The sequence below is a fragment of the Pigmentiphaga sp. CHJ604 genome (assembly GCF_036972535.1).
GTDB lineage: Bacteria > Pseudomonadota > Gammaproteobacteria > Burkholderiales > Burkholderiaceae_B > Pigmentiphaga > Pigmentiphaga daeguensis.
On the sequence record NZ_CP136998.1, the window covers coordinates 579,149 to 603,725 of the forward strand.

General features: G+C 68.4%; 20 protein-coding genes. 17 read left to right on the forward strand and 3 right to left on the reverse strand.

Going from position 1 to position 24,577, the window contains the following annotated elements:
- Positions 1 to 50: 50 nt before the first annotated feature.
- From R4823_RS02950 to R4823_RS02975, 6 genes are all read left to right on the forward strand, one after another.
- On the forward strand, positions 51 to 1,766 hold the full coding sequence (locus tag R4823_RS02950) for a thiamine pyrophosphate-requiring protein (RefSeq protein WP_338617345.1): 1,716 nt from the start codon (positions 51 to 53) through the stop codon (positions 1,764 to 1,766).
- Between the two features lie 70 nt (positions 1,767 to 1,836).
- The gene (locus R4823_RS02955; protein WP_132979126.1) at positions 1,837 to 2,808 is read left to right on the forward strand and encodes a tripartite tricarboxylate transporter substrate binding protein; all 972 of its coding nucleotides are present in this window, start codon (positions 1,837 to 1,839) and stop codon (positions 2,806 to 2,808) included.
- Positions 2,809 to 2,825: 17 nt separating this feature from the next.
- Positions 2,826 to 3,956 carry a mandelate racemase/muconate lactonizing enzyme family protein gene (locus tag R4823_RS02960; protein ID WP_087838262.1) on the forward strand — a complete coding sequence of 377 codons (1,131 nt, stop codon included), beginning with the start codon at positions 2,826 to 2,828 and terminating at the stop codon, positions 3,954 to 3,956.
- 54 nt (positions 3,957 to 4,010) lie between these two features.
- Positions 4,011 to 4,985, forward strand: a complete 975-nt coding sequence (locus tag R4823_RS02965) for a tripartite tricarboxylate transporter substrate binding protein (RefSeq protein ID WP_087838261.1) — start codon at positions 4,011 to 4,013, stop codon at positions 4,983 to 4,985.
- Positions 4,986 to 4,994: 9 nt separating this feature from the next.
- On the forward strand, positions 4,995 to 6,188 hold the full coding sequence (locus R4823_RS02970; protein WP_279814618.1) for an alpha-hydroxy acid oxidase: 1,194 nt from the start codon (positions 4,995 to 4,997) through the stop codon (positions 6,186 to 6,188).
- Positions 6,185 to 7,642, forward strand: a complete 1,458-nt coding sequence (locus R4823_RS02975; RefSeq protein ID WP_338617348.1) for an aldehyde dehydrogenase family protein — start codon at positions 6,185 to 6,187, stop codon at positions 7,640 to 7,642. Before R4823_RS02970 ends, R4823_RS02975 begins: the two co-directional genes overlap by 4 nt.
- Before the next feature lie 4 nt (positions 7,643 to 7,646).
- Here the strand turns inward: R4823_RS02975 and fdhF are convergent, their stop codons facing one another.
- Both fdhF and R4823_RS02985 read right to left on the reverse strand, forming a co-directional pair.
- Positions 7,647 to 10,457: a formate dehydrogenase subunit alpha gene (gene fdhF / locus R4823_RS02980; RefSeq protein ID WP_087838258.1), complete on the reverse strand. Its 2,811-nt coding sequence runs from the start codon at positions 10,455 to 10,457 to the stop codon at positions 7,647 to 7,649.
- A 1-nt stretch (position 10,458) separates the two neighbouring features.
- Positions 10,459 to 12,195 (reverse strand): NADH-ubiquinone oxidoreductase-F iron-sulfur binding region domain-containing protein, encoded by a 1,737-nt coding sequence (locus tag R4823_RS02985; protein ID WP_338617351.1) that lies wholly within the window; start codon positions 12,193 to 12,195, stop codon positions 10,459 to 10,461.
- A gap of 126 nt (positions 12,196 to 12,321) precedes the next feature.
- Here R4823_RS02985 and R4823_RS02990 point away from each other — a divergent pair, with 126 nt between their 5' ends.
- Positions 12,322 to 13,422 (forward strand): substrate-binding domain-containing protein, encoded by a 1,101-nt coding sequence (locus R4823_RS02990; RefSeq protein WP_338617352.1) that lies wholly within the window; start codon positions 12,322 to 12,324, stop codon positions 13,420 to 13,422.
- Here the strand turns inward: R4823_RS02990 and R4823_RS02995 are convergent.
- Positions 13,410 to 14,669 carry an NYN domain-containing protein gene (locus R4823_RS02995; RefSeq protein ID WP_338617354.1) on the reverse strand — a complete coding sequence of 420 codons (1,260 nt, stop codon included), beginning with the start codon at positions 14,667 to 14,669 and terminating at the stop codon, positions 13,410 to 13,412. The genes R4823_RS02990 and R4823_RS02995 overlap by 13 nt on opposite strands.
- Before the next feature lie 197 nt (positions 14,670 to 14,866).
- Here R4823_RS02995 and R4823_RS03000 point away from each other — a divergent pair, with 197 nt between their 5' ends.
- The 10 genes from R4823_RS03000 (at position 14,867) to R4823_RS03045 (ending at position 24,577) form a co-directional block, all read left to right on the forward strand.
- Positions 14,867 to 15,826 carry an ABC transporter ATP-binding protein gene (locus R4823_RS03000; RefSeq protein WP_338617355.1) on the forward strand — a complete coding sequence of 320 codons (960 nt, stop codon included), beginning with the start codon at positions 14,867 to 14,869 and terminating at the stop codon, positions 15,824 to 15,826.
- A 5-nt stretch (positions 15,827 to 15,831) separates the two neighbouring features.
- The gene (locus R4823_RS03005; RefSeq protein ID WP_087841595.1) at positions 15,832 to 16,593 is read left to right on the forward strand and encodes an ABC transporter permease; all 762 of its coding nucleotides are present in this window, start codon (positions 15,832 to 15,834) and stop codon (positions 16,591 to 16,593) included.
- Positions 16,594 to 16,866: 273 nt separating this feature from the next.
- Positions 16,867 to 18,003: an ABC transporter substrate-binding protein gene (locus R4823_RS03010; protein WP_243724389.1), complete on the forward strand. Its 1,137-nt coding sequence runs from the start codon at positions 16,867 to 16,869 to the stop codon at positions 18,001 to 18,003.
- A gap of 25 nt (positions 18,004 to 18,028) precedes the next feature.
- Positions 18,029 to 18,901 carry a branched-chain amino acid ABC transporter permease gene (locus R4823_RS03015; protein ID WP_087841536.1) on the forward strand — a complete coding sequence of 291 codons (873 nt, stop codon included), beginning with the start codon at positions 18,029 to 18,031 and terminating at the stop codon, positions 18,899 to 18,901.
- 121 nt (positions 18,902 to 19,022) lie between these two features.
- Entirely contained in the window at positions 19,023 to 20,096 is a 1,074-nt protein-coding gene (locus R4823_RS03020; protein WP_338617356.1) for a branched-chain amino acid ABC transporter permease, read from the forward strand.
- Positions 20,093 to 20,890, forward strand: coding sequence for an ABC transporter ATP-binding protein (locus tag R4823_RS03025; RefSeq protein ID WP_338617359.1), 798 nt, complete (start codon positions 20,093 to 20,095; stop codon positions 20,888 to 20,890). The genes R4823_RS03020 and R4823_RS03025 overlap by 4 nt, the downstream gene beginning before the upstream one ends.
- Positions 20,887 to 21,621, forward strand: a complete 735-nt coding sequence (locus tag R4823_RS03030) for an ABC transporter ATP-binding protein (RefSeq protein ID WP_338617360.1) — start codon at positions 20,887 to 20,889, stop codon at positions 21,619 to 21,621. The genes R4823_RS03025 and R4823_RS03030 overlap by 4 nt, the downstream gene beginning before the upstream one ends.
- A 145-nt stretch (positions 21,622 to 21,766) precedes the next feature.
- On the forward strand, positions 21,767 to 22,993 hold the full coding sequence (locus R4823_RS03035; protein WP_087841540.1) for an FAD-dependent monooxygenase: 1,227 nt from the start codon (positions 21,767 to 21,769) through the stop codon (positions 22,991 to 22,993).
- A gap of 65 nt (positions 22,994 to 23,058) precedes the next feature.
- On the forward strand, positions 23,059 to 23,760 hold the full coding sequence (locus R4823_RS03040; RefSeq protein ID WP_176400851.1) for an Asp/Glu racemase: 702 nt from the start codon (positions 23,059 to 23,061) through the stop codon (positions 23,758 to 23,760).
- A gap of 10 nt (positions 23,761 to 23,770) precedes the next feature.
- Positions 23,771 to 24,577: an alpha/beta hydrolase gene (locus R4823_RS03045; RefSeq protein WP_338617363.1), complete on the forward strand. Its 807-nt coding sequence runs from the start codon at positions 23,771 to 23,773 to the stop codon at positions 24,575 to 24,577.

Genomic DNA, 24,577 nt, shown 5'->3' on the forward strand with positions numbered 1-24,577 from the left:
TACGGATTTCACTCCGATTCCTAACATGGGCCAACCGCACAGGAGACCCCATGTACAGCAGCGCCCACTATTTGCTCCAGGGACTCACCGATCTCGGCATCGAGTACGTGTTTTCCAACCTGGGCACCGACCACGCTTCCGTCATCGAGGAACTCGCGCGCTGGCGCGAGCAGGGACGCAAGCACCCCCGCTTCATGCTCTGTCCGCACGAGAATGTCGCGATCCACATGGCCGCCGGCTACGCGGCCATGACCGGGAAGGGGCAGGCGGTGATGGTCCACGTGGACGCCGGCACGGCGAACGCGGCCATGGGCATGCACAACATGTTCCGCTCGCGCCTGCCCGTCATGCTGATGGCGGGGCGGGCGCCGGGCACCGTGCGCGGCGAGCTGCCCGGCTCGCGCGACAACTACGTGCATTTCGTGCAGGACCCTTTCGACATGGCGAGCCTGGTGCGTCCCTACGTCAAATGGGAATACTCGCTCTCGACCGGCATCAATGCGCGTGAAGTGGTGCGGCGCGGCCACTCGGTCATGCAGAGCGATCCACCGGGGCCGGTCTACCTGACCCTGCCGCGCGAGGCCCTGACCCAGGAATGGGCCGAAGACCAGGTGAAGGCCTTTGGCCAGGACCGCTACGGTCCCGTCGCCGCCGGCGGCATCGACGAGGCGCGGGCCGCGCAGATCGCCGAGGCCCTGATGCGGGCCGAGCGCCCCATGGCCGTTACCGCCTATCTCGGCCGCAAGGCCGAGGCCGTCCAGGCGCTGGAGGAACTGGCGCTGCTGTGCGGCATCCGCGTCTTCGAGTTCGCGCCCAGCTACCTGGGCATCTCGCGCGATTCGCCCTGCTTCGGCGGCTTCGACCCCGGCGCGGCGCAGGCCGACGCCGACCTGGGCCTGCTGCTGGACGTGGACGTGCCCTGGCTGCCCAAGTACGTGGCCGAGCGGCCCGACATGCGCTGGCTGCATGTCGACGTCGATCCGATCAAGAAGGACTTCCCCATGTGGGGATTCGCGACCGACATGCGCGTGCAGGCCGATTGCGCCACGGTGCTGCGCCAGGTCATCGACATCGTCCGGGCCCGTGCCGGCAAGGACTTCCACGAGCGGGTGCGTGTGCGCCTGGACGGCTATCGGGCGCAGGCCAAGGCCCGCGCCGACGCGCTGTCCCAGGCCGCGGGCAAGCGCGGCGCCCGCGGCGCGATCTCGCCGGCCTTCCTGTGCGCGCAGTTGAGCGCGGCCCTGTCTCAGGACGACGTGGTCATCAACGAGGCCATCCGCAACGCGCCCGCGGTGCTGGGCCACATTCGCCGGACCCGGCCGCTGACGCTGCTGGGCACGGCCGGAGGTGGCCTGGGCTACAGCGGCGGCATGGCGCTGGGCGTCAAGCTGGCGCGGCCGGATGCGCGCGTGGTGCAAGTGGTCGGCGACGGCGGCTTCCATTTCGGCACGCCCACCTCGGTCTATGACGTGGCGCAGCGCTACCGGCTGCCCATCCTGACCGTCGTGCTGGACAACGGCGGATGGCAGGCGGTGAAAGAGGCCGTGCTGCGCGTGCACCCGGATGGCTCGGCGGCCGACACGGACGAGTTCCACGCGCGGCTGCATGGCGAGACGCGCCGCTTCGAACTGGTCGCCCAGGCTTTCGGCGGCCATGGCGAGACGGTGGAGGACCCCGACGACGTGCCGGACGCGATCGCCCGCTGCCTGCGCGCCGTCGACGAAGGACGGGCCACGGTGCTGCACGTGCGCATCGGCGGAATCTAGGGGCGCGGGCGGCCGGCGCCGCCCGTGGCCGGAATCAAGGGAACGCACGAGTCCCGTGGAAGGAGACACCATGCAAGTACGTCGCATCCTGAACCTGGCCGCGCTGGCGCTGGCCATCTCGCCGCTCGGCCTGCCGGCCGCGCATGCGCAGCCGAACTATCCGGCGCGCCCGATCACCATCATCGTCGGCTACGCGGCGGGCGGGGGCAACGACGTCCTGGCCCGTATCGTGGCCGAGGAAATGACCAAGGGACTCAAGCAGCCCGTGATCGTCGAGAACCGCCCCGGCGTGGCCTCCATCGTGGGCGCGGCCTACGTGGCCAAGGCCAGGCCGGACGGCTACACGCTGTTCTGGGGAGCCAGCGGTCCCATCTCGTTCAATCCCGCCCTGTACGCCAAGCTGCCCTACAAGGTCGAGGACTTCACCCCCGTGTCGCTGACGGCGAAGTTCCCGCTGGTGCTGGTCTCGGATGCCTCGCTGCCGATCAAGTCCGTGAGCGACCTCGTGGCCTATTCGAAGCAGCACCCGGACAAGGCGAACTACGGCTCCAGCGCCGCCTCGTTCCAGCTCGTGACCGAGCTGTTCAACGGCAAGACCGGCGCGCGCTTCGCGCACATTCCCTACAAAGGCAGCAACGAATCGATTCAGGCCGTCATGGCGGGCAACGTCACCATGGCCATCACCGATCCGGCGCCGGCCATGACCGGCCTGCAGGGCAAGCGCGTGCGGGCCCTGGCCGTGACCTCTCCGCAACGGGCAGGCTTCCTGCCCGAGGTCCCGACCATGCGGGAGGCGGGGGTGGACCTGGATGTCGAGTTGTGGGCGGGCCTGCTGGCGCCGGCCGGCACGCCGGCGGACGTGGTCCAGGTATTGCAGCGGGAGATCGCGCGCGTGGTCGCCCTGCCCGAGGTAAGCAAGAAGATGGCCTCCCTCGGCTGCTTGGCCCACGCCAGCACCTCCGACGAGTTCCGTCGCCTGATCGAGAAGGAAGTGCCGCTCTGGACCAAGGTGGCGCGCGAGAACGACATCAAGGTCGAGTAGGGCGCACGGGAGCGGACATGAAGATCACGCGAGTCGCGGCGGTGCCGATCAAATGGCCCGTGCAGGTCGGCATAGGCGGGACCACGCCCGTCGAGCAGGAAATCCGGGCGTGCCTGGTGCGCGTGGAAACCTCCACCGGGTTGTGCGGCCATGGACTGACATCGATCACCAATGAACGGGTCGTGGCCGCGGCCGTGAACGACGTGGCCGCGCCGGCGCTGGTCGGCGAGGACCCCATGAACCACGAGGCGTTGTGGGACCGTCTCTACTGGCTGCTGTCGCCCCGGGGACAGACCGGCCACGCCGCGCATGCCATGGCGGCGCTCGACATCGCCCTGTGGGACATCAAGGGCAAGGCGCTGGCACAGCCAGTGTGGCGGTTGCTGGGGGGCGCCCGTTCCCGCGTGCCCGTCTACGCGACCTTCGGCTTCGATTTCCTGGACCGCGATGCGCTCGGCCAGGCGGCCGCGACGCTCAGGGCCCAGGGCTACCAGCATCTGAAAATGGTCGTCGGCCATCAGGCGCTTCAAAGGCGCGACCGTGGCGGCCCTTCGCTGGACGAGGTCATCGCCGAGGACGAGCGCCGGGTGCGAACCGTGCGCGAGGCCGCGGGCAGCGACGCGCAGGTCTACATCGATGCCAATTGCAGCCTCGACGCCTTCCATGCGCAGCGCCTGGCAATGAATCTGTCCGATTGCCGCATTGCCTTCTTCGAGGAACCGGTCACGCAGAACGACATTCCCGCCATGGCGGACCTGCGCCGCCGTTGCGGCGTTGCCGTGGCGGCCGGGCAGAACGAAGGGCTGGCCTTCCGCTTTCGCGACATGCTGGTCCACGGCGCGGTGGACTTCATCCAGCCCAATGTGGTGATCGGCGGCGGATACACGCAATGCGTCCGTATCGCGGGCCTTGCCAGCGCGTTCAATGTCTCTGTCACCAATGGCGGCGCCTTTCCGCTGCACAACATGCATCTGCATGCGGGGCTGGCCAACGGCGGCAAGGTCGAGTGGCACCTGCCCACGGTGGCGTTGATGCGTCGCCTTTTCGTCGGCTTTCCCGAGCCTGCTGCCGGATGGCTCGACTTGCCGGATACGCCCGGGCTGGGCTTCGAGCCGAGCGCCGAGATGCTCGATCTGTTTCGCGCGTGAACGACGGCGTCCCGGCGGCGCGGCATCGTTCATCATTTCGACCAGGGAGACGACATGGTGTGGAGAAGAGCGGGGGGAAGCATCGTCCTGGGACTGGCGGCCGCAACGGCCGCGCCGGCGGCAGGGGCCTGGACGACGCAGCCGGTGCGGCTGGTCGTGCCGGCCTCGCCGGGCGGGTCGATGGACCAGATGGTGCGGCCGCTGGCGGCCGTGATGAGCCGCCTGTCGGGACAGACCTTCATCGTCGACAACCGCAGCGGCGGTGCCGGCGTGCTGGCGCGGGAATTCGTGGCCCACGCGCCCGCGGACGGCACCGCCTTCCTGCTCGGGAGTGTCCATGAACTGACCCGGATGGCGCTGACGCCCTCGCTGTCCTATCCGCTGACGGGACCGGACTTCCTGCCCATCGGGCGGTTCGCCACCATGCCCAACCTGGTGGTGGTCAAGGCCGGGACCGGCGTGGACATCCTGGACGCGCTCGTGGCCAAGGCGCGGGGCACCGACAAAGGAATCAGCTATGGCGTGGGCAGCGTCGGCAACCTCCAGCACCTGGCCGGCATCACGTTCGCGCAGAGCGCCGGCATCCACATGGTTGCCATACCCTACAAGGGAAGCGCGCCGGCGCTCAAGGACCTGGTGGGCGGACAGATAGACGTGCTGTTCGACACCATGCCGGCCGCCTCCACGTTCGTGCGCGAGGGCCGGTTGAAGGCCCTCGCGGTCACATCAGCTCGCCGCTCCCCGCTGTTTCCCGACGTTCCCTCCGTCAAGGAACTGAGGCTGGACCGGATGGTGCTCGGGACCTGGTACGGCGTATTCGCGCCGTCCGCGACGCCGCCGCGCATCGCCGATGCGATGTCCGACCTGCTCAACCGGGCGCTGGCCGACCCGGACATCCAGCGCATGTGGGAAGGTTGGGGAAGCGAGAAGCCCGCGCCGCAGTCGCGCTCCGAGTTCGCCCGCTTCGTGAGCGGCGAGGCCGGACGCTGGACGGAAGCGGTGCGGCAGGCCGGCATCAAGGTGGAGTAGGGCGGCCCGATGCTTGCGCTTGCCGACTTCGAACGCGAGGCCAGGAAAAGGCTGCCACGCAGCATCTACGGCTTCGCCGCACACGGCGCCGAGGACGAGCGTTCGCTGCGCGCCAATGCCGAGGCCTTGTCCCGGCTGGAACTGGTGCCCCGCGTCCTGGTCGATGTCGGAACCCGGTCCACGCGCTGCCAGCTGTGGGGCCGCGAGTACAGTGCGCCCTTCGGCATCGCGCCCATGGGCGGCGCGGCCCTGTTCGCGTTCCAGGCGGACCTGGCCCTGGCCGAGGCGGCCGCCGCGCAACAGGTCCCGTTCGTGCTGAGCGCGGCCTCGTCCGTGCCGCTGGAAACCATCGCAGCGCGGTCGCCCGGGGCGTGGTACCAGGCTTATCTGCCAGCGGACCCGGGGCGGATAGACAGCCTGCTCCAGCGCGTGGAACGTGCCGGTATCGAAGTGCTGGTCGTGACCGCAGACGTGCCCGTCGCGGCGAACCGCGAGAACGACCTGCGGCGAGGATTCGGCATCCCGGTCACGCCTGGCCCGCGGTTGCTGGGCGACGTGCTGGCGCATCCCCGCTGGATGGCGAGCGTGGTGCTGCGTACGCTCCTGAACGGCGGCATCCCGCGCTTCGAGAACTTCGGCGCCGACCGTGGAGGACCGATCGTGGCACCGCCCAGCCCAGGGTTCCGCGTCGGCCGCGACCGCCTGACCTGGGACCACCTGCGTTACATCCGGCGCCGGTGGCGGGGCAGGCTGCTGGTCAAGGGCATTCTTCACGAGGACGACGCCCGCATCGCGCTGGACGCCGGCGTGGACGGCATGATCCTGTCCAACCACGGCGGCAGGCAACTGGACGGCGCGGTGTCCCCCTTGCGCATGCTGCCCCGGATCGCCGCGCTGCGCGGCGGCGCCAAGCTGATCGTGGACGGCGGTTTCCGGCGCGGCACCGACATCATCAAGGCGCTGGCCCTGGGCGCGGACTTCGTGCTGATCGGCCGGCCATTCCTGTACGCGGCATCCGTGGGCGCCACCGCAGCGGTGCGGCGGGCGATCGGCCTGCTGCATGCCGAACTGGACCGCGACCTGGCGCTGATCGGCCGCGCCGACATCCGCGATCTCGACGCCTCGTGTCTCGCGCACGGATCGCGGCCGATTTCCTCTTTCGAGCCGCCGACCGCGGCCGTGTCCCCTATGGAGCAATCATGACGACCCGACACCATTCCGGCCTGATCATCGCCGGCGCCCTGCAGGAGTCCGGCGCGGCGCCGGTCCTGGACAACATCAACCCGGCCAACGGCGAGACCGTCGGCACCGTCGCCACGGCCGACGCCGCGGCCGCGCGCGCCGCCATCGGCGCGGCCCGCCAGGCCTTCGAGGAATCGGCCTGGGCCAACTCCCCCCGCCTGCGGCAGGACGTGCTGCTGCAATGGGCGCGCAACCTCGCTCCGCGCGCCCAGGAACTGGCGATGCTGCTGACGATGGAGAACGGCAAGGTCATCGCCCAATCCACCGGCGAAATGCATGGCGCCATTTCCGAGATCAACTACTACGCCGGCCTGGCTCGCTATATCGCCGGCAACGCGCAGGAAGTCAGCCCCGGCGTGTTCTCGACCATGCTGCGCGAACCCGCCGGCGTGGCCGGCATCATCGTGCCCTGGAACGCCCCGGCGCTGCTGCTGGTGCGCAGCCTGGCCCCCGCGCTGGCGGCGGGATGCACGACGGTGATCAAGCCCGCCTGGCAGACCGCGCTCGTCACTTGCGAGATGCTCAAGGAACTGATCAGGATCCCGGGCCTGCCGCCGGGCGTCGTCAACATGGTGGTCGAGGACGGCGCCGAACTCTCGCAACTGATCTGCCAGTCCGACGACGTCGACGTCATCAGCTTCACCGGCTCGAACGAAACCGGCCAGCGCATCTACGCCTCGGCCGCGCCCACGATGAAGAAGCTGTCGCTGGAGCTGGGCGACAAGGCCAGCTGCATTGTCTTCGACGACGCCCCCATCCCCGACGTCATGCGCAAGATCGCCGACGCCGCCACCATCATCTCCGGCCAGCAATGCACCGCCGCGCGCCGCGTGCTGGTCCATGCCAACGCCTACGACGCCGCCCGCACCCACCTGCGCGACGCCCTGGCCGCCCTGAAAACCGGCCCCGGCTGGCTGCCCGGCCACCACCTCGGCCCCCTGGTCGACCGCGCCTCGCGCGACCGCGTCCTGTCCCAGGTCCACCGCGCCATGAGCGAAGCCGACGAAGTGCTGCTGGAAGGCTCCACGCTGGACAGCCAGCATCCCCACGGCGCCTTCCTGACCCCGTCGCTGGTGGCTCACGGCGACACCAGCGCCTTCTTCGTCCAACAGGAAATCTTCGGCCCCTTCGTCGTCCTGGAAAAATTCCACGACGAGGCCGAAGCCATCGCCCGCGCCAACCACACCGTCTACGGCCTGTCCTCCAGCGTCTGGACCCGCGACGGCGCCCGCGCCCAACGCGTCGCCCGCAAGCTGCGCCGGGGCACGGTCTGGATCAACGATCACAACAAGCTGATGGCCGAAGCGGAAACCGGCGGCTATCGCCGCAGCGGGCTGGGGCGCCTGCATGGACATGAGGCGTTGAGCGACTTCACGGAGTCGAAGATCATCTACCAGGACAGCAACCCGCTGTGACGGCTCAAGCGCCCAACCCCAGTATCTGCCCACCCCCATAACTGCTCTGCACCGGCTCCGTCCCTCCCGCCCGGATCCGTACCGCGCAGTACTTGAACTCCGGAATCTTCCCGAACGGATCCAGCGCGGCGTTCGTCAGCTTGTTGATCGCCGCCTCGTAATAACAGAACGGCACGAACACCGCTCCCCGCGGCGTGCCTTCCTCCGCCCGCGCATACAGCGACACCTCTCCGCGCCGCGACTCCAGCGTGATCACGTCTCCCGGCCGCACCCCGATCTCTTCCAGATCCAGCGGATGCACCAACGCCACCGGATCCGGCTCGATCGCATCCAGCACCGATGCCCGCCGCGTCATGCTGCCCGTGTGCCAGTGCTCCAGCTGCCGCCCCGTGATCAATACCCGCGGATACTCTCCGTCCGGCCGCTCGTTCGCCGGAATGATGTCGGCAGGCACGAAACGCGCGCGGCCCGTCTCGGTCGGGAACGTGGTCGTGAACACGACAGGGTCTCCGGCATCGCCCTCCGCCAGGCAGGGATACGTCACCGCATGCTCCGCCTGCAGGCGCTCCCAGGTGATGCCGCCTATGCTCGGCATCGAATGGCGCATCTCGTCGAACACCTCGGACACGTCGCGGTAGTGCCAGTCCAGCCCCATGCGCGCCGCGATCTGCTGGATGATCCACAGGTCCTGGCGCGCGTCGCCCGGCGGATCCAGGGCCTGCCGGCCCATCTGCACCAGCCGGTCGGTATTGGTGAACGTGCCGGTCTTTTCCGGAAAAGCCGAGGCGGGCAGGATGACGTCGGCCAGGTAGGCCGTCTCGGTCAGGAAGATATCCTGCACGACAAGATGGTCCAGTGCCGCCAGCGCCTCGCGCGCGTGGTTGGCGTCGGGGTCCGACATCGCCGGGTTTTCTCCCATGATGTACATGCCCCGCACCGTGCCGGCCCTGATCGCGTGCATCACCTCCACCACCGTCAGCCCCGGCTGCGGATCCAGCGGCATGCCCCACAACTGTTCGAACTTCTGGCGCGCGGCGGCGTTGTCCACGCGCTGGTAGTCCGGATACATCATCGGAATCAGTCCCGCGTCCGACGCGCCCTGCACGTTGTTCTGGCCGCGCAGCGGATGCAGGCCGGTGCCGGGGCGGCCGATCTGCCCGGTCATCAGCGCCAGCGCGATCAGGCAGCGCGCGTTGTCCGTGCCGTGCACGTGCTGCGATACGCCCATGCCCCACAGGATCATCGAGCCCTTGGAGGTGGCGTACAGCCGCGCGACCTCGCGCAGCGTGTCCGCGTCGATGCCGCAGATGGGCGCCATGCTCTCGGGGCTGTAGCCTTCCACGTTCCTGCGCAGTTCGTCGTAGCCGATGGTGCGGCCGGCGATGAAGTCTTCGTCGACCAGGCCTTCATGGACGATCACGTGCATCATCGCGTTCAGCATCGCCACGTCGGTGTCCGGCTTGAACTGCAGGAAGCGGTGCGCCAGCCGGGCCAGGTCCGAGCGGCGCGGGTCGGCCACGATGAGCTTGGTGCCGTTCTTCACCGCGTTCTTGATCCAGCTCGCCGCCACCGGATGGTTGACCGTGGGGTTGGCGCCGATCACGATCACCACCTCGGCCTTGCCCACGTCCATCACCGGATTGGACACCGCGCCCGAGCCTATGCCTTCCAGCAGTGCCGCCACCGACGAGGCATGGCACAACCGCGTGCAGTGATCGACGTTGTTGCTGCCGAAGCCCGTGCGCACCAGCTTCTGGAACAGATAGGCTTCCTCGTTGCTGCCCTTGGCCGAGCCGAAGCCGGCCAGCGCGCGCTTGCCGTGCGTGTCGCGGATCGTGCGCAGCCGCTCGCCCACCAGGTCCAGCGCCTCGTCCCACGTCGCTTCGCGGAACACCTCCATGACGCGGTCCGGATCCATCACGGCGTCGCCGCGCTTGGGCGCGTCCGCGCGGCGGATCAGCGGGCGGGTCAGGCGGTGGGGGTGGTGGGCGTAGTCGAAGCCGTAGCGGCCTTTCACGCACAGGCGCTCGTGGTTGGCCGGACCGTCGCGGCCCTCGACGTACAGGATGCGGTTGTCCTTGACGTGGTAGGTCAGCTGGCAGCCCACGCCGCAATAGGGGCAGACCGATTCGACCGCCTTGTCCGGCACTTGCAGCGCCACCTCGCGCGCGGGCATCAGCGCGCCGGTGGGACAGGCCTGCACGCATTCGCCGCAGGCCACGCATGTGGAAGCGCCCATGGCGTCGTCCATGTCGAACACGATCCTGGCATGGTCGCCGCGATGGGCCAGCCCGATCACGTCGTTGACCTGCTCGTCGCGGCAGGCCCGCAGGCAGCGCGTGCACTGGATGCAGGCGTCCAGGTTGACGGCGATGGCCGGGTGCGAGGTGTCGGCGGCCACCGGCGCGCGCGGCGCGAAGCGCGGCTTGCCCACGCCCAGCTTGCGCGCCCAGAGATCGACTTCGTTGTTCCGCGTGTACGAGGTCTCGGGCATGTCGGCCTGCAACAGCTCGAGCACCATCTTCTGCGCGCGCACGGCGCGTTCGCTGTCGGTCGTGACCTCCATGCCCTCGCGCGGCGTGCGGCAGCACGACGGCGCCAGCACGCGCTCGCCGGCGATCTCGACCACGCACGAGCGGCAGTTGCCGGCCGGTTCCAGTCCGTCGGCATGGCACAGGCGGGGAATCTCGATGCCCAGGCGGTCGGCTACCTGGATCAGGGTTTCGTTGTCGGCGGCGCTGACTTCCTGCCCGTTCAGGCGGAAGTTCACGGTGACGGCAGAGAGGCCGAGCTCGCGGCGATTGATGGCATTCATGTCAGTTACCCGTGGCACGGCTGGACGACCCGGAGCCGAGTTCTCCAGGAAAATACTTGATGACGCAATCGACCGGATTGGGGGCGGCCTGGCCCAGTCCGCATATCGAGGCATCGCGCATGACGGCGGACAACTCCTCCAGCAGCGGGATGTCCCACTCGGGCTGGCGGATCAGCTCCAGCGCCTTGGCCGTGCCCACGCGGCAGGGCGTGCACTGGCCACAGGATTCGTCCTTGAAGAAGGCCATCATGTTGCGCGCCGCGCCCACGGCGGTGTCTCGATGGGACAGGACCATGACCGCCGCCGAGCCGATGAAGCAGCCGTAGGGTTGCAGCGTGTCGAAATCCAGCGGGATGTCGTTCATCGATGCCGGCAGGATGCCGCCCGACGCGCCGCCCGGCAGGTAGGCGTAGAACTCGTGGCCGTCCTGCATGCCGCCGCAGTATTCGTCGATCAGTTCCTGGATGGTGATGCCGGCCGGTGCCAGATGGACGCCGGGTTGGCGCACGCGTCCCGATACCGAGAACGAGCGCAGGCCCTTGCGCCCGCGCCGGCCCTGCGAGGCGAACCAGGCGCCGCCGCGTTCTAGGATGTCCCGGACCCAGTGCAGCGTCTCGAAGTTATGCTCGAGCGTGGGACGGCCGAACAGTCCGACCTGCGCGACATAGGGCGGGCGCAGCCTGGGCATGCCGCGCTTGCCTTCGATCGATTCGATCATGGCCGATTCCTCGCCGCAGATGTAGGCACCGGCGCCTCGCCGCAATTCGATGCGGGGCAGGCCGGGAACGGGCGGATCGGCGCGCAGGCGGTCCAGCTCCGCCTGCAGGATGGCGCGGCAGCCGTGGTATTCGTCGCGCAGGTAGATGTAGACGGCCTGCGCCTCGACGGCCCAGGCCGCGATCAACAGGCCCTCCAGGTGGCGATGCGGATCGCGCTCGAGATAGTAGCGATCCTTGAAGGTACCGGGCTCGCCTTCGTCCACGTTGACCGCCATCAGGCGCGGCGCGGGTTCCGCGCGCACCGCGCGCCATTTGCGGCCGGCCGGGAAGCCCGCGCCGCCCAGGCCGCGCAGGCCCGAATCTTCCATGGCCTTGAGCACGGACTCCACGTCGCGCTGTCCGGACGCGCATTCGCGCAGCACGCGGTAGCCGCCCTGCGCGACGTAGCCGGCGTAGTCGATGTAGGCGCCCGGCACGTCGCGGGTGTCGCCGCTCGCGACGGCTGCCTGCACCGTATCCGCCGTTGCACAGGAAATGGGGCGCTGGCCCACCATCGCCACGGGTGCTTGTTCGCAGCGCCCCAGACAGGGGGCGGGCACGACCCGCACGCCGGCGCCCAGCACTTGCCGCAGACGCTCGATCAGCGGTCCGGCGCCCGCCAGTTCGCAGGACAGGCTGCCGCACACCCGCACGGCCAGCGGCGCGGTGCCGGATTCGGCCTGGCCGTCGTCGCGCACCACGTCGAAGTGGTGGTAGAAGGAGGCCACTTCATAGACCTCGGCCTGCGCCATGCGCAGTTCCTGCGCCAGCGCCGCCAGGTGGCGGGTGCCGAGCTGGCCGTAGCGGTCGTTGATGCGATGCAGGTGTTCGATCAGCAGGTCGCGCCGGCGCGGCGCGTCCCCCAACAGCGCACGCACCTCGGCCAGCGCGGCGGGATCGACGCGCCGGCCCTTGGGTTGCTGGCGCCTGCGTTCGCGCGTGGGCGCCGCCGCGACGATGGGAATGACTTTCTGGTCCATGGGGTTCCGTGCCGTGCGTCGCGAAGGAGGAAACGGCTAATATATGAAATTCAGAACATATGTCTTGCTACGCGACCCACTCTAACAAAGAAATTTCCGTCGAAAAATATGTTCAGGATTGCATAAATGTTCAAGATCGCGATCCAGCCCGGCTGGCACGTCCAGGGGACGGGGGCCGAGGCCTCTTCCGCGGTGGATACGTCCCTGCTGCTGCGCCTGCTGGCCAGCATCCGCGAGTCGGGCTCGATCGCGGCGGCGGGCCGCCTGGAAGGGTTGTCCTATCGCCACGTATGGGGGCTCCTGCGCAGCGCCGAGCAATTGTTCGGCACGCCGCTGCTGGAGAAGCGGCCGGGCAAGGGTACGCGGCTCAGCCACCTGGGCACGGTCCTGTTGCTGGCCGAGGACCGCATCCGCGCCCGGCTGTCGCCCACGCTGGACAGCCTGGCCTCGGAACTCGAGGCGGAGATCCGCAAGGCGGTGGCGCCCGAACGCTCGCCCTTGCGGCTGTACGCCAGCCACGGTTTCGCCGTGGCGGCCCTGGTGGACTGGATCAACACCGCGCAGATGCCGGTGGAACTGCGCTACCGCAACAGCACCGAGGCCGTGGCCGCGCTGGCGCGCGGCGAATGCGACCTGGCCGGTTTCCACGTGCCCATCGGCCCCTTCGAGCGGGACGCCGTGCGCCAGTACCTGCAATGGCTGGATCCGCGCAAGCACGTGCTGGTCCAGCTCGCGCTGCGCGTGCAAGGGCTGTGCGTGGCGCCGGGCAATCCCAAGCGCATCCGGACGCTGGCCGACCTCGCGCGGCCGGGCGTGCGCTTCGTCAACCGGCAGGCCGGCTCGGGCACGCGCATGCTGCTGGAGCTGATGCTGGCGCGCGACCAGGTGCCGCAGCAGGCCATCAACGGCTTCGACAGCACCGAGTTCACCCATGCGGCGGTGGCCGCCTACATCGCCAGCGGCATGGCCGACGTCGGCTTCGGCATCGAGACCGCGGCCCGGCGCTTCGGACTGGACTTCGTGCCGCTGGTGACCGAGCGCTACTTCTTCGCGGTGGAGCAGTCGGCCCTGGAGACGCGGCGGCTGGACGACGTGCTGGCCATCTTGAAGGCGCCCGGCTTCATACGGCGCCTGGAGGCGCTGCCGGGCTATGAACCGGTGGCGACCGGCGAAGTGCTGACGCTGGCGCGCGCCTTCGGCGGCCGGCCGGGCGCTCAGTCTTCCTGAGCCTTCGCCGCGGTCTTGCGCGCGCGGGGGCGCGCGGGCGTCTTGCGGGCGGTCTTGCGCGCCGCTTTCTTGGCGGGGGCGCCGGCCGTGGCGGCAGCGTCGGCGCTGGCGGTTTCAACGGCGGGCGGCTGGGCCGGCTCGGGCGGCGCGGCGACCGGCGCGGGCCCGAGCTCGGGTTCGGGCCGGGCGGCCGGTTCGGCGGCAAACAGGGGCAGGGCGGCGGATTCCTGCCGCGCCGTTTCCCCGGCCGCCTCGGCCTCGGGCCGTCCGCGGCGGGAAGCGCTCTTGCCGGCGCCGCGGGTGTTGCGCCGCTTGTCCGCCCGGGGGGCAGGGGCCTCGGCTGCGGGTGCCTCGGCGGGTTCGACGGCGGGAGCCGGGGCGGGCGCCGCAGCCGGCTTGGGCGCGGCCGGCTCGACCGGCGCGGCTTCGCCGTTGGCGCGATACACATAGGCGCCGGACTTGTCGTCGCGGCCGAACTCCAGCAGCCCGCGCGACTGGGCCGCCTCCAGCAGGTTGCCGAAGGCGCGGAAGCCGTAATAGGACTCGTTGAAGTCGGGGCGCCGGCGTTTGATGGCCTCCTTCAGCACCGAGGCCCAGATCTTCCCGGTGTCGCCGCGTTCGGCCAGCAGCGCATCGAAGGTCTCGACCGCCAGCGCGATGCCTTTCTCGCGCCGGGACTCCAGTTCGTCCTTGCGTGCCTTGTCTTCGTCGTGCGGGCGGCGGCTGGCCGGCTGCGCCCCGCGCGGCTCGCGGCGGGCGGCCTGGTGCGTCTCGCGGACCAGGTCGTCGTAGAAGATGAACTCGTCGCAGTTGGCGATCAGCAGGTCCGAGGTGGACTGCTTGACGCCCAGCCCGATGACCTGCTTGGCGTTCTCGCGCAGCTTGGAGACCAGCGGCGAGAAATCGGAGTCGCCGCTGATGATCACGAAGGTATTGACGTGCGACTTGGTATAGCAGAGGTCCAGCGCATCGACCACCATCCGGATGTCGGCCGAGTTCTTGCCGGACTGGCGCACGTGCGGGATGTCGATCAGCTCGAAATTGGCCTCGTGCATGGTGGCCTTGAAGCCCTTGTAGCGGTCCCAGTCGCAATAGGCCTTCTTGACCACGATGCTGCCCTTGAGCAGCAGGCGTTCGAGCACCAGCTTGATGTCGAAGCGCTCATACTTGGCGTCGCGCACGCCCAGGGCCACGTTCTCGAAGTCGCAGAACAGCGCCATGCTGACGTTTTCCGGGGGATGGTTCATGGGGGAATGCTCCGGTCGTGCGGCGGCGGGCGGATGCCTGCCGCGAAAACAGGATGATACCGGGTCGGCCCGCGCGGGAAATGCCCCTGCTGGCGGAACAGGCTTGAAGACGCTGCCATGCCTATCCTATACACTCGACTTCCGCCGCCGGGACCGTGCCTTCCCCTCCCATTCCCCCGCGGCGCGACCATCACGCCATGCAGCCAGTCTCGACCCGCCCCCCGCTTCCCGGCGAGGCGCCCGCGATCGTTTCCATCTCGGGCCTCGCCAAGACCTACGCCAATGGCTTCCACGCGCTCAAGGGCGTGGACCTGCAGATACGCAAGGGCGAGATCTTCGCCCTGCTGGGCCCCAACGGCGCCGGCAAGACCACCCTGATCAGCATCGTCTGCGGGCTGTCGCGCCCGAGCGCGGGCGCCGTGCTGGTGGACGGCCACGACATCGTCCGCGACTATCGCGCGGCGCGTTCGCGCATCGGCCTGGTGCCGCAGGAACTGGCCACCGATGCCTTCGAATCGGTGTGGGCCACCGTCAGCTTCAGCCGCGGCCTGTTCGGCCACCCCGCCAACCCGGCCCGCATCGAAGGCATCCTGCGCGACCTGTCGCTGTGGGACAAGCGCAACGCCAAGATCATGACGCTGTCCGGCGGCATGAAGCGGCGCGTGCTGATCGCCAAGGCCCTGGCCCACGAACCCAAGGTGCTGTTCCTGGACGAGCCCACCGCCGGCGTGGACGTCGAACTGCGGCGCGACATGTGGAAGATGGTGCGCCGCCTGCGCGACGAGGGCATGACCATCATCCTGACCACCCACTACATCGAGGAAGCCGAGGACATGGCCGATCGCATCGGCGTCATCAACAAGGGCGAGCTGGTGCTGGTCGAGGAAAAGCGGGCGCTGATGCGCAAGCTGGGCAAGAAGCAGCTGACGCTGCAGTTGCAGGCCCCGCTCCAGGCGCTGCCGCCGGCGCTGGCCGGCTACGCGCTGGAACTGGCCGACGGCGGCAATGCGCTGGTCTATACCTTCGACACCCAGGGCGAGGCCACCGGCATCGCCTCGCTGATGCGGGCCCTGAACGAGCAGGGCATCGACTTCAAGGACCTGCATTCCAGCGAAAGCTCGCTGGAGGATATTTTCGTGAGCCTGGTGCGGGAGTAAGCATGATCAATTTCTACGCGATCCGGGCGATCTACCGGTTCGAGATGGCGCGGACCTTCCGCACGCTGACCCAGAGCATCGCCTCGCCGGTGCTGTCCACCTCCCTCTACTTCATCGTGTTCGGCACCGCCATCGGCTCGCGCATGGGCGAGATCGGCGGCGTCAGCTACGGGGCGTTCATCATCCCCGGCCTGATCATGATGTCGCTGCTGAACGAAAGCATTTCCAACGCCTCGTTCGGCATCTACCTGCCCAAGTGGACGGGCACCATCTACGAGCTGCTGTCGGCGCCGGTGTCGCCGGTCGAGGCGGTGGTCGGCTACGTCGGCGCGGCCGCCACCAAGTCGATGATGCTGGGCCTGCTGATCCTGGTCACGGCCCGCATCTTCGTGCCCTATCACATCGAACATCCCGTCTGGATGGTGGGCTTCCTGGTCCTGACCGCCGTCACGTTCAGCCTGTTCGGCTTCATCATCGGCCTGTGGGCCGACGACTTCCAGAAGCTGCAGATCATTCCGCTCATGGTCGTCACGCCGCTGACCTTCCTGGGCGGCGCGTTCTATTCCATCAGCATGTTGCCGCCGATCTGGCAGAAGATCACCCTGGCCAACCCCGTGGTCTACCTCATCAGCGGGTTCCGCTGGAGCTTCTACGGCCAGTCCGACGTCAACGTCGTGGTCAGCCTGGGCATGACGCTGGCGTTCCTGGTCGTATGCCTGGGCATCGTGACCTGGATCTTCCGCACCGGCTACAAGATGAAGACCTGAGGCCGGCCCGCCGCGCCATTCCGGTGCGCATGGACCCCCGCCGGTGCGGCGGCGCGCCCCGAGCGGGCGCCGCACCGGTGGTCCGCCCAGGGCGCACGGCTGGCACTCTTCCTGCTTACGAAGCGACGGTGCCGGGAAATTATTGAGTCGAACAATTATTTTTCCCGGATCGTGCCGATTGCCGAAAACCCTAATTCATCGATAAATTAATTACTTGTTTAATTAATCGAGGCGATGGGCAATTCTTAATCGAAACCTTTGCGAGAGGTCGCTATGCGTAAGCTGTCTTGGGCATTGTTGCTGGCGGGGACCATGGGCGGGGCAGCTCCCGCGGCGTGGGCGCAGGAAACCATCAAGATCGGTGTCATCCAGCCCCTCACGGGTTCGGTCGCCTACAACGGACTCACCTACGTCAACGGCGCCAAGCTTGCGGTCGAGCGCCGCAACGCGGCCGGCGGCGTGCTGGGCAAGAAGATCGAGCTGGTCATCGAGGACGGCCAGTGCCGTCCCGCCAACTCGGTGAACGCGGCCGAGAAGCTGATCGTGCGCGACAAGGTCGTGGCGCTGACCGGGGCCTTCTGCAGCTCGGCCACGGCGGCGGTGATGCCCGTGGCCGAGAAATACAAGCTGCCCATGCTGACCGGGGTGTCCTCGAAGGCGGACCTGACCGAGAAGGGACTCCAGTACTTCTTCCGCTCGGCCGAGACCGACCGGTTGATGTCCAGGACTTTCAGCAAGATCCTGGCGCAGAAGCTGCAACTGAAAACGGTGGCCTACATCGGCGTCAACGACGACTGGGGCCGCGGCGGCGTGGAGGACTTCTCCAAGGACCTCTCCGCGCTCGGGGTCAAGACGGTGATGAAGGAGTACTTCGATCACGGCGCCACCGACTTCTACACCTTGCTGACCAAGCTGCGCGCGGCCAAGCCCGACGGGGTCTTCGTCGCCGCCGAGACCCAGGACGGCTCCATCCTGGTCAAGCAGTTCAAGGAGTTCGGCATCCAGACCAAGATCTTCGGCGTGGGATCGTGGGCGACCTCCGACTTCATCGGGCTGACGGGCGACGCCTCGGAAGGCATTTACGCGGCGGTGCCCTACGCCTCCAGCATGCCGGGCGAGCGCAACCAGGCCTTCGTCCAGTACTACAGCGCCGCCTACAAGGAAAAGCCGGGCAAGTACGGCGCCGCCGGCTACAACGCGCTGAACATCGTGATGGAGGCGATCGCCCGGGCGGGCAACACGCAGCCCGATGCGATCCGCGATGCCCTGCGCAAGACGGACTACGCCGCGCCCAACGGCCATTTCAAGTTCACCGAGAAGGGCGAGGGCTACGGCTTCGACGTGGTGCTGGTGCAGATCCAGAACCGCGAGCCCAAGGTGGTGGCGCAGGCCCCCACCGAGCGGCCCTGATCCGCGCGCCGAGTCGGGAGAAACGATGGACTTGCTGCCGCAGTTCCTGGCCAACGGATTGGTGATCGGGTCCTTCTATGCGCTGTCGGCGCTGGGGCTCACGCTCATTCTCGGCCTGATGCGCGTCGTCAACTTCGCCCATGGAGAGCTGTACATGCTGGGGGGCGTGCTGGGCTGGTGGGTGACCACCGCCCTGGGCCTGGATTTCCTGACGGGCCTGGCGCTGGTCGCCCTGGTCATGGGGGTGTTCGGCTGGCTGGTCGACCGGGTGCTGATAGAGCGCATCCGTGGCCAGGGCGAAGAGCCGGGCATCCTGCTGACCATCGGCCTGTCCATCTTCCTGGCCAACACGGCGCTGCTGGTGGTGGGCACCGCGCCGCTGAAGGTGGAAGGGCCGGTTTCCAGCGGACCGGTGTTCCTGGGCCCCATCGTGGTCACCAAGATCCGGCTGTTCGCCGTCGCGGTGTGCGCGGCGCTGATCGTGGCCGCCTACCTGCTGATCCAGAAGACGCGCCTGGGCCGCGCGATGCGGGCGACCTTCCAGGATCCGATGGCCGCGCAACTGGCGGGCATCAAGACCGCGAACGTATACGCCTGCACCTTCGCGCTGGGAACCGTCATCGCGTCGCTGGCCGGGATGCTGCTCGGATCGATCTATTCGGCGCAGGTGTCGGTGGGCGGGCTGGTCAGCATGAAGGCCTTCGTCGTGGTGATCCTGGGCGGCATGGGCAGCTTCGCGGGCGCCATCGTCGGCGGGCTGGTGCTGGGGGTGGCGGAGGCGCTCTGGGGCGGCTACGTCGCCACCGGCTGGGTCGACATCATCGGTTTCGTCATCGTGATCCTTACCCTGGTGTTCCGGCCCTACGGCCTGTTCTCCAAACGAGCCGAGAGAGCCTAGATGACGCCCCCCCCTACGCCCTTCGGGCGCCCCCCAGGGGGCGGCGCTGGCGGACCGGCAAAGCCGGATCCGCGGCGCCCTGGATCGGGCAGGGCATTTGCATACGTCATGGGGAGTTGAGATGCAGTTCGAACGTAACGCGATCTTGGTTGCGCTGCTGGTCGCGGGGCTGCTGCCGCTGGTGGTCCACGACCAGTACCTGCTGCACGTGGCCATCATGGTGCTGTTCTATGCCGTGCTGGCCACCAGCCTGAATCTGATCGTGGGCTATGTGGGCGAGTTCTCGCTCGGCCATACGGCCTTCCTGGGCACGGGGGCCTATGCCGCGGCGCTGCTGTCCACCCAGCTGGGCTGGCCGATGTGGGCCACGATTCCCGCCGCCGGCGTGCTGGCGGCGGCCATGGGCCTGTTGATCGGCAGCATCACGCTGCGCCTGCAAGGGCCGTTCTTCGTCATCGTGACGCTGTCGTTCGCCGAGGTGCTGCGGCTGGTGGCGGACAACTGGGTCGCCTTCACCAACGGCCCGATGGGTATCGCCGGGGTGCCGCAGCCGGCATGGCTGGCCCAGGCAGGCAACCTGGCGACCAAGCAGTTCTTCTTCTACCTGGCCTGGGGCGTGCTGGCGGTCTCGCTCTACCTGGCGTACCGCTTCGTCTATTCCAATGCCGGCCGGGCCGCGGTAGCCGTGCGCGAGAACCGCTACGTCGCCCAGTCCATCGGCATCCGGCCGTTTCGCTACGCCATGCTGGCATTCGTGCTGGGCGCCTTCCTGGCGGGCATGGCGGGCGGGTTCTACGCGCACTACATCTCGTTCGTCGGGCCGGAAGTCTTCCGCTTCGCCTTCATGGTCAGCATGATCATCATGGTGCTGATCGGCGGCAAGGGGACCCTGGTCGGGCCGCTGATCGGGGCGCTGCTGGTGACCTTCCTGGAGGAATACCTGCGCGAGGCCAAGGAACTGCGGCTGTCGCTGTTCGGCCTGGCGGTGATGGCCATCGTGCTGTTCCTGCCGCGCGGCCTGATGGGATTCCTGACCACCCGCCGAGAGATGAGGACTCCTCCCTACGCGCTGTCGCGCGCCCCCCAGGGGGCGGCACCGGCGGACTGGCGGAGCCAGATCCGCTGTGCCCTGGGTCGGGGGGGCGCCATTCTATCCGGTGTAAGCGGCGCGTGGCGCCTTGGGAAACCGAAATGACAACTGTGCATGCAATTGGCCACGCCCCCATGCTGGACGTGCGCGGGCTGTGCAAGACCTTCGGCGGCATCAAGGCGGTCAAGGACATCAGCTTCCAGGTCAGGGCGGGCGAGATCGTCGGCCTGATCGGGCCCAATGGCGCGGGCAAGACGACCTGCTTCAACCTGATCACCGGGTTCTACGCGCCCACCTCGGGCGAAGTCCACGTCAGGGGCGAGAACCTGACCGGCGCCAAACCCTACCTGATGGCCAGGAAGGGCATCGTCCGCAGCTTCCAGAAGACGAACATCCTGAAGTCGCTGTCGGTGTTCGAGAACATCCTGGCCGGCCACTACCTGAGCGCCCGGCAGGGCCTGCTGCAGACCTTCTTCCCGGGCCGCAAGGTCCGCGCGGCCGAACGCGCCGCGCGCGAGGAGGCCGAACGCATCGTCCACATCATGGGGTTGGGCGAACGCATGAACGCGCCGGCCTACCTGCTGTCCTGCGGCGAGCTGCGCCTGCTGGAGGTCGGCCTGGCGCTGGCGGCCAAGCCGGACATCCTGATGCTGGACGAGCCCGCCGCGGGCCTGAACAGCCAGGAAGCCATGGAGCTGGGGCGCATCCTGAAAAAACTGCGGGGCACGCAGGTGCAGTCCATCCTGATCGTCGAGCACAACATGGGCCTGGTCATGAGCGTATCGGACCGCGTGGTCGTCATGCACTTCGGCGAAAAACTGGCCGAGGGCGTGCCGGCGGACGTGCAGCGCGACCCGCGCGTGATCGAGGCCTATCTGGGGGGAGGGCGCGCGGCATGAGCACCGTCCAGGCATCATCCGCTCCGCTGCTGGAGCTGGACAATCTTCACGTGGGCTATGGCAAGACCTCCGCGCTGCACGGCATGAGCCTGCGCGTGCAGCCGGGCGAGACCGTGGCGCTGATCGGCGCCAACGGGGCGGGCAAGAGCACGACGCTGCGCGCCATCTCGGGCTTGCTCAAGCCCACGCGCGGCAGCATCCGCTTCAACGGGCGCGACATAGGCGGCATGGCGCCGGACCGCATCGTCGGGCTGGGCATTGCCCAGAGCCCGGAGGAACGCCATGTATGGCCCGCCATGACGGTCTACGAAAACCTGGTGCTCGGCGCCTACCTGTGCCGGTCGCAGGCCACCGTACAGCAGCGCGTGGCCAGGGTGTACGAACGTTTCCCGCGGCTGAAGGAACGCCATCAGCAACTGGCCGGCACGCTCAGCGGCGGCGAGCAGCAGATGCTGGCGATCGGCCGCGCCCTGATGTCCGAGCCCGTGCTGCTCCTTCTGGACGAGCCCAGCCTGGGGCTCAGCCCCAAGATGGCCGACGAGGTGTTCGACGTGGTGCGCGAGATCAGCAGGCAGGGCGTGACCGTCCTGTTGGTGGAGCAGAACGTGCACAACGCGCTGACCGCCGCGTCGCGTGCCTACGTGTTCGAGACCGGCCGGGTCGTGGCGCAGAGGGAGTCCGCGGGATTGCTGGAGGATCCGGAACTGCTGGCCGCCTATCTGGGAGGCTAGGGCCTGTGCCAGCCGCCTTTTGGCGTGAGCAGGCCCCAGGCGACGATGGAACCCGGGCGTCATCGAAGCATTTATTAATTTTCTGTTTAATTATTTATGGGGCCGGCCAGCCGCCGGTCCCCGCAGGAAGGAAAGGAGAAGCCGTATGAGTCGTCCCTTGCGCGTAGGCATCGTGGGTGGCGGGATCGGGGGCGTGGCGCTGTCGCGTGCCCTGACGCTGCGCGGTATCGAGAATCATGTGTTCGAGCGGGCGTCGGCGTTCGGCGAAGTCGGCGCCGGCGTGCAGGTCACGCCCAACGCCGTCAAGGTCCTGAAGGCGCTGGGCCTGACGGACGACCTGAAGCGGGTGGGGTTCCTGCCGCAAGCCATGGTGGGACGCAACTGGCGCTCGGGGCGCGAGCTGTTCCGCACGCCGCTGAAGGAAAGCTGCCCGCAGATCTACGGCGCGGAGTTCTATCACGTCCATCGCGCGGACCTGCATGCCATCCTGTCGCAACACCTGGCCGACGGCAAGGGCGCGACGCTGGGCATCCATTGCACCGGCGTGCGCACCGAGGGCGGGACCGCCGTCGCGTCCCTGAGCGACGGCGGCGAATACGAGGCCGACCTGATCGTGGGCGCCGACGGCGTGCGCTCGGTGGTGCGCGATGCGCTGTTCGGCACGGAGTCGGCGCAGTTCACCGGCCACATGTGCTGGCGGGCCCTGGTGCCGGTGGACCGCCATCCGCTGAAGTTCGTCAGTCCGGACGCGGCGTTCTGGATGGGGCCGCACGGACACCTGGTCACCTACTACGTCAACGGCGGGGCGGCGGTGAACATCGTGGCCGTGAACGAGTCGCGCAACTGGGTGGAGGAGTCCTGGAACGTGCGCAGCAGCCGGGAAGAGCTCACGAAGGCCTATGAAGGCTGGCATCCCGACGTGATCGAGCTTTTCAGCCGGACCCAGGATGTCTACAAGTGGGGGCTGTTCGACCGGGATCCGATGCAGGCCTGGTCCAAGGGCCGGGTCACGCTGCTGGGGGATGCGGCGCACCCGATGCTGCCCTTCCTGTCCCAGGGGGCGGCCATGGCCATCGAGGACGGCTACGTCCTTGGCGCGGCGCTGGAGCACTATGGCCGCGACGTCGGCGCCGCGCTGCAGGCCTACGAGGCCGAGCGCAAGCCGCGCACCAGCCGCGTGCAGCTGGAAGCCCGCGAGCGCGGCAAGACCTATCACCTGCCGTCGCCGTGGGCGCAGTTCAAGCGCGACCTGCTGTACCGGTGGCGCGAGCTGATCAATCCCAATGCCGTGGGCATCCAGGCAAACTGGGTCTACATCTACGACGCGACCACGTGCGCGCAGCGCTTCGGCCGGCCGGCGCTGGCGGCGTGAAGGGGAGGACCTCCATGACATCCCGCTACCGCATCGGCCAGATCGTGCCGAGTTCCAACACGACCATGGAGACCGAGATTCCGGCCATGCTGCGGCTGCGCGAGCAGATCCGGCCGGAACGGTTCACCTTCCATTCGGCGCGCATGCGCATGAAGCACGTCACGAAGGAAGAACTGGCCGCGATGGACGCCGAGTCCGACCGCTGCGCCCTGGAACTGAGCGACGCCCGGGTCGATGTGCTGGGCTACGCCTGCCTGGTGGCCATCATGGCGATGGGCACGGGCTATCACCGCGAGTCCGAGGCGCGGCTCGGCCAACGTACCCGCGAGAACGGCGGCGCCGCCCCGGTCGTGACCAGCGCGGGCGCGCTGGTGGACGCATTGAAGATCCTCGGCGCCCGGCGCATCGCCCTGGTCGCGCCCTACATGGTGCCGCTGACCCGGCTGGTGATCGGCTACATCGAAAGCGAGGGCGTCCAGGTGACCCAATGGCGCGCGCTGGAGATTCCCGACAACCTGGAAGTGGGGCGGCACGATCCAGGCCGGCTGCCGGACATCGTCGCCTCGATGGATACCTCGGACGTGGATGCCGTCGTGCTGTCCGCCTGCGTGCAGATGCCGTCGCTGCCGGTCATCGCCCGGGTCGAGGCGCTGACCGGCAAGCCGGTCGTGACCGCGGCCGTCGCCACCACCTACGCCATGCTCAAGGCGCTGGACCTCGAGCCCATCGTGCCCGGGGCCGGGGCCTTGCTGTCGGGCCGTTACTAGGGAGCCATTCGTGAGCAGCACTTTTCTTTACGGCGCCAACGTGCGCGCCAACGGCATACGCCAACACTATCTGCGTTTCGGCGGCAAGGGCCGGCCCCTGGTACTGGTGCCGGGCATCACCAGCCCCGCGGTGACCTGGGCGTTCGTGGCCGAGCGGCTGGGTCGCCAGTTCGACACCTACGTGCTCGACGTCAGGGGACGCGGCTTGTCCGAGACGGCGCCGGGCATGGACTACAGCCTCGAGGCCTGCGCGGCCGACGTGGGCGGCTTCGCGCAGGCGCTGGGGCTGGCGGACTATTTCCTGGTCGGGCATTCGATGGGCGCGCGTATCGGTGCCATCGTGGCCGCGCACCACGCGCAAGGGCTGGCGCGCCTCGTCATGGTGGACCCGCCGGTGTCGGGACCGGGCCGCCGGCCCTATCCGGCCAGGATCGACTGGTACGTGGATTCCATTCGGCTCATGCGGGAAGGCGCCGACTGGGAAAAGCTCAAGCCGTTCTCGCCTACCTGGACCGAGGCACAACTGCGCCTGCGTGCCGAATGGCTGCATACCTGCGACGAGGACGCCGTGGTGTGCGCCTACCACGCCTTCGGCACGCACGACATGCATGCCGACCTGCCGGCGATCGCGGTGCCCGCGCTGCTGATGGTCGCGGGCAAGGGAGGCGTCATCGAGGCGGCCGACGTCGACGAGATCCGCAGCCTGATGCCCGGGCTGGAAGTGCGGACCGTGCCGACGGCCGGGCACATGATCCCCTGGGATGACGAGGAAGGCTTCTTCCAGAGCTTTGGCACCTTTCTGGGAACCCCCGTTTAG

Coding starts and splice junctions, on each gene's coding strand:
- R4823_RS03020 (WP_338617356.1), top strand. CDS start 19,023: ATGCAGTTCGAACGTAACGCGATCTTGGTTGCGCTGCTGGTCGCGGGG.
- R4823_RS02995 (WP_338617354.1), bottom strand. CDS start 14,669: ATGAACCATCCCCCGGAAAACGTCAGCATGGCGCTGTTCTGCGACTTC.
- R4823_RS03015 (WP_087841536.1), top strand. CDS start 18,029: ATGGACTTGCTGCCGCAGTTCCTGGCCAACGGATTGGTGATCGGGTCC.
- R4823_RS02950 (WP_338617345.1), top strand. CDS start 51: ATGTACAGCAGCGCCCACTATTTGCTCCAGGGACTCACCGATCTCGGC.
- R4823_RS03035 (WP_087841540.1), top strand. CDS start 21,767: ATGAGTCGTCCCTTGCGCGTAGGCATCGTGGGTGGCGGGATCGGGGGC.
- R4823_RS02970 (WP_279814618.1), top strand. CDS start 4,995: ATGCTTGCGCTTGCCGACTTCGAACGCGAGGCCAGGAAAAGGCTGCCA.
- fdhF (WP_087838258.1), bottom strand. CDS start 10,457: ATGAATGCCATCAATCGCCGCGAGCTCGGCCTCTCTGCCGTCACCGTG.
- R4823_RS03030 (WP_338617360.1), top strand. CDS start 20,887: ATGAGCACCGTCCAGGCATCATCCGCTCCGCTGCTGGAGCTGGACAAT.
- R4823_RS03040 (WP_176400851.1), top strand. CDS start 23,059: ATGGAGACCGAGATTCCGGCCATGCTGCGGCTGCGCGAGCAGATCCGG.
- R4823_RS03010 (WP_243724389.1), top strand. CDS start 16,867: ATGCGTAAGCTGTCTTGGGCATTGTTGCTGGCGGGGACCATGGGCGGG.
- R4823_RS02955 (WP_132979126.1), top strand. CDS start 1,837: ATGCAAGTACGTCGCATCCTGAACCTGGCCGCGCTGGCGCTGGCCATC.
- R4823_RS03000 (WP_338617355.1), top strand. CDS start 14,867: ATGCAGCCAGTCTCGACCCGCCCCCCGCTTCCCGGCGAGGCGCCCGCG.
- R4823_RS02975 (WP_338617348.1), top strand. CDS start 6,185: ATGACGACCCGACACCATTCCGGCCTGATCATCGCCGGCGCCCTGCAG.
- R4823_RS02985 (WP_338617351.1), bottom strand. CDS start 12,195: ATGGACCAGAAAGTCATTCCCATCGTCGCGGCGGCGCCCACGCGCGAA.
- R4823_RS02965 (WP_087838261.1), top strand. CDS start 4,011: ATGGTGTGGAGAAGAGCGGGGGGAAGCATCGTCCTGGGACTGGCGGCC.
- R4823_RS02960 (WP_087838262.1), top strand. CDS start 2,826: ATGAAGATCACGCGAGTCGCGGCGGTGCCGATCAAATGGCCCGTGCAG.
- R4823_RS03025 (WP_338617359.1), top strand. CDS start 20,093: ATGACAACTGTGCATGCAATTGGCCACGCCCCCATGCTGGACGTGCGC.
- R4823_RS02990 (WP_338617352.1), top strand. CDS start 12,322: ATGTTCAAGATCGCGATCCAGCCCGGCTGGCACGTCCAGGGGACGGGG.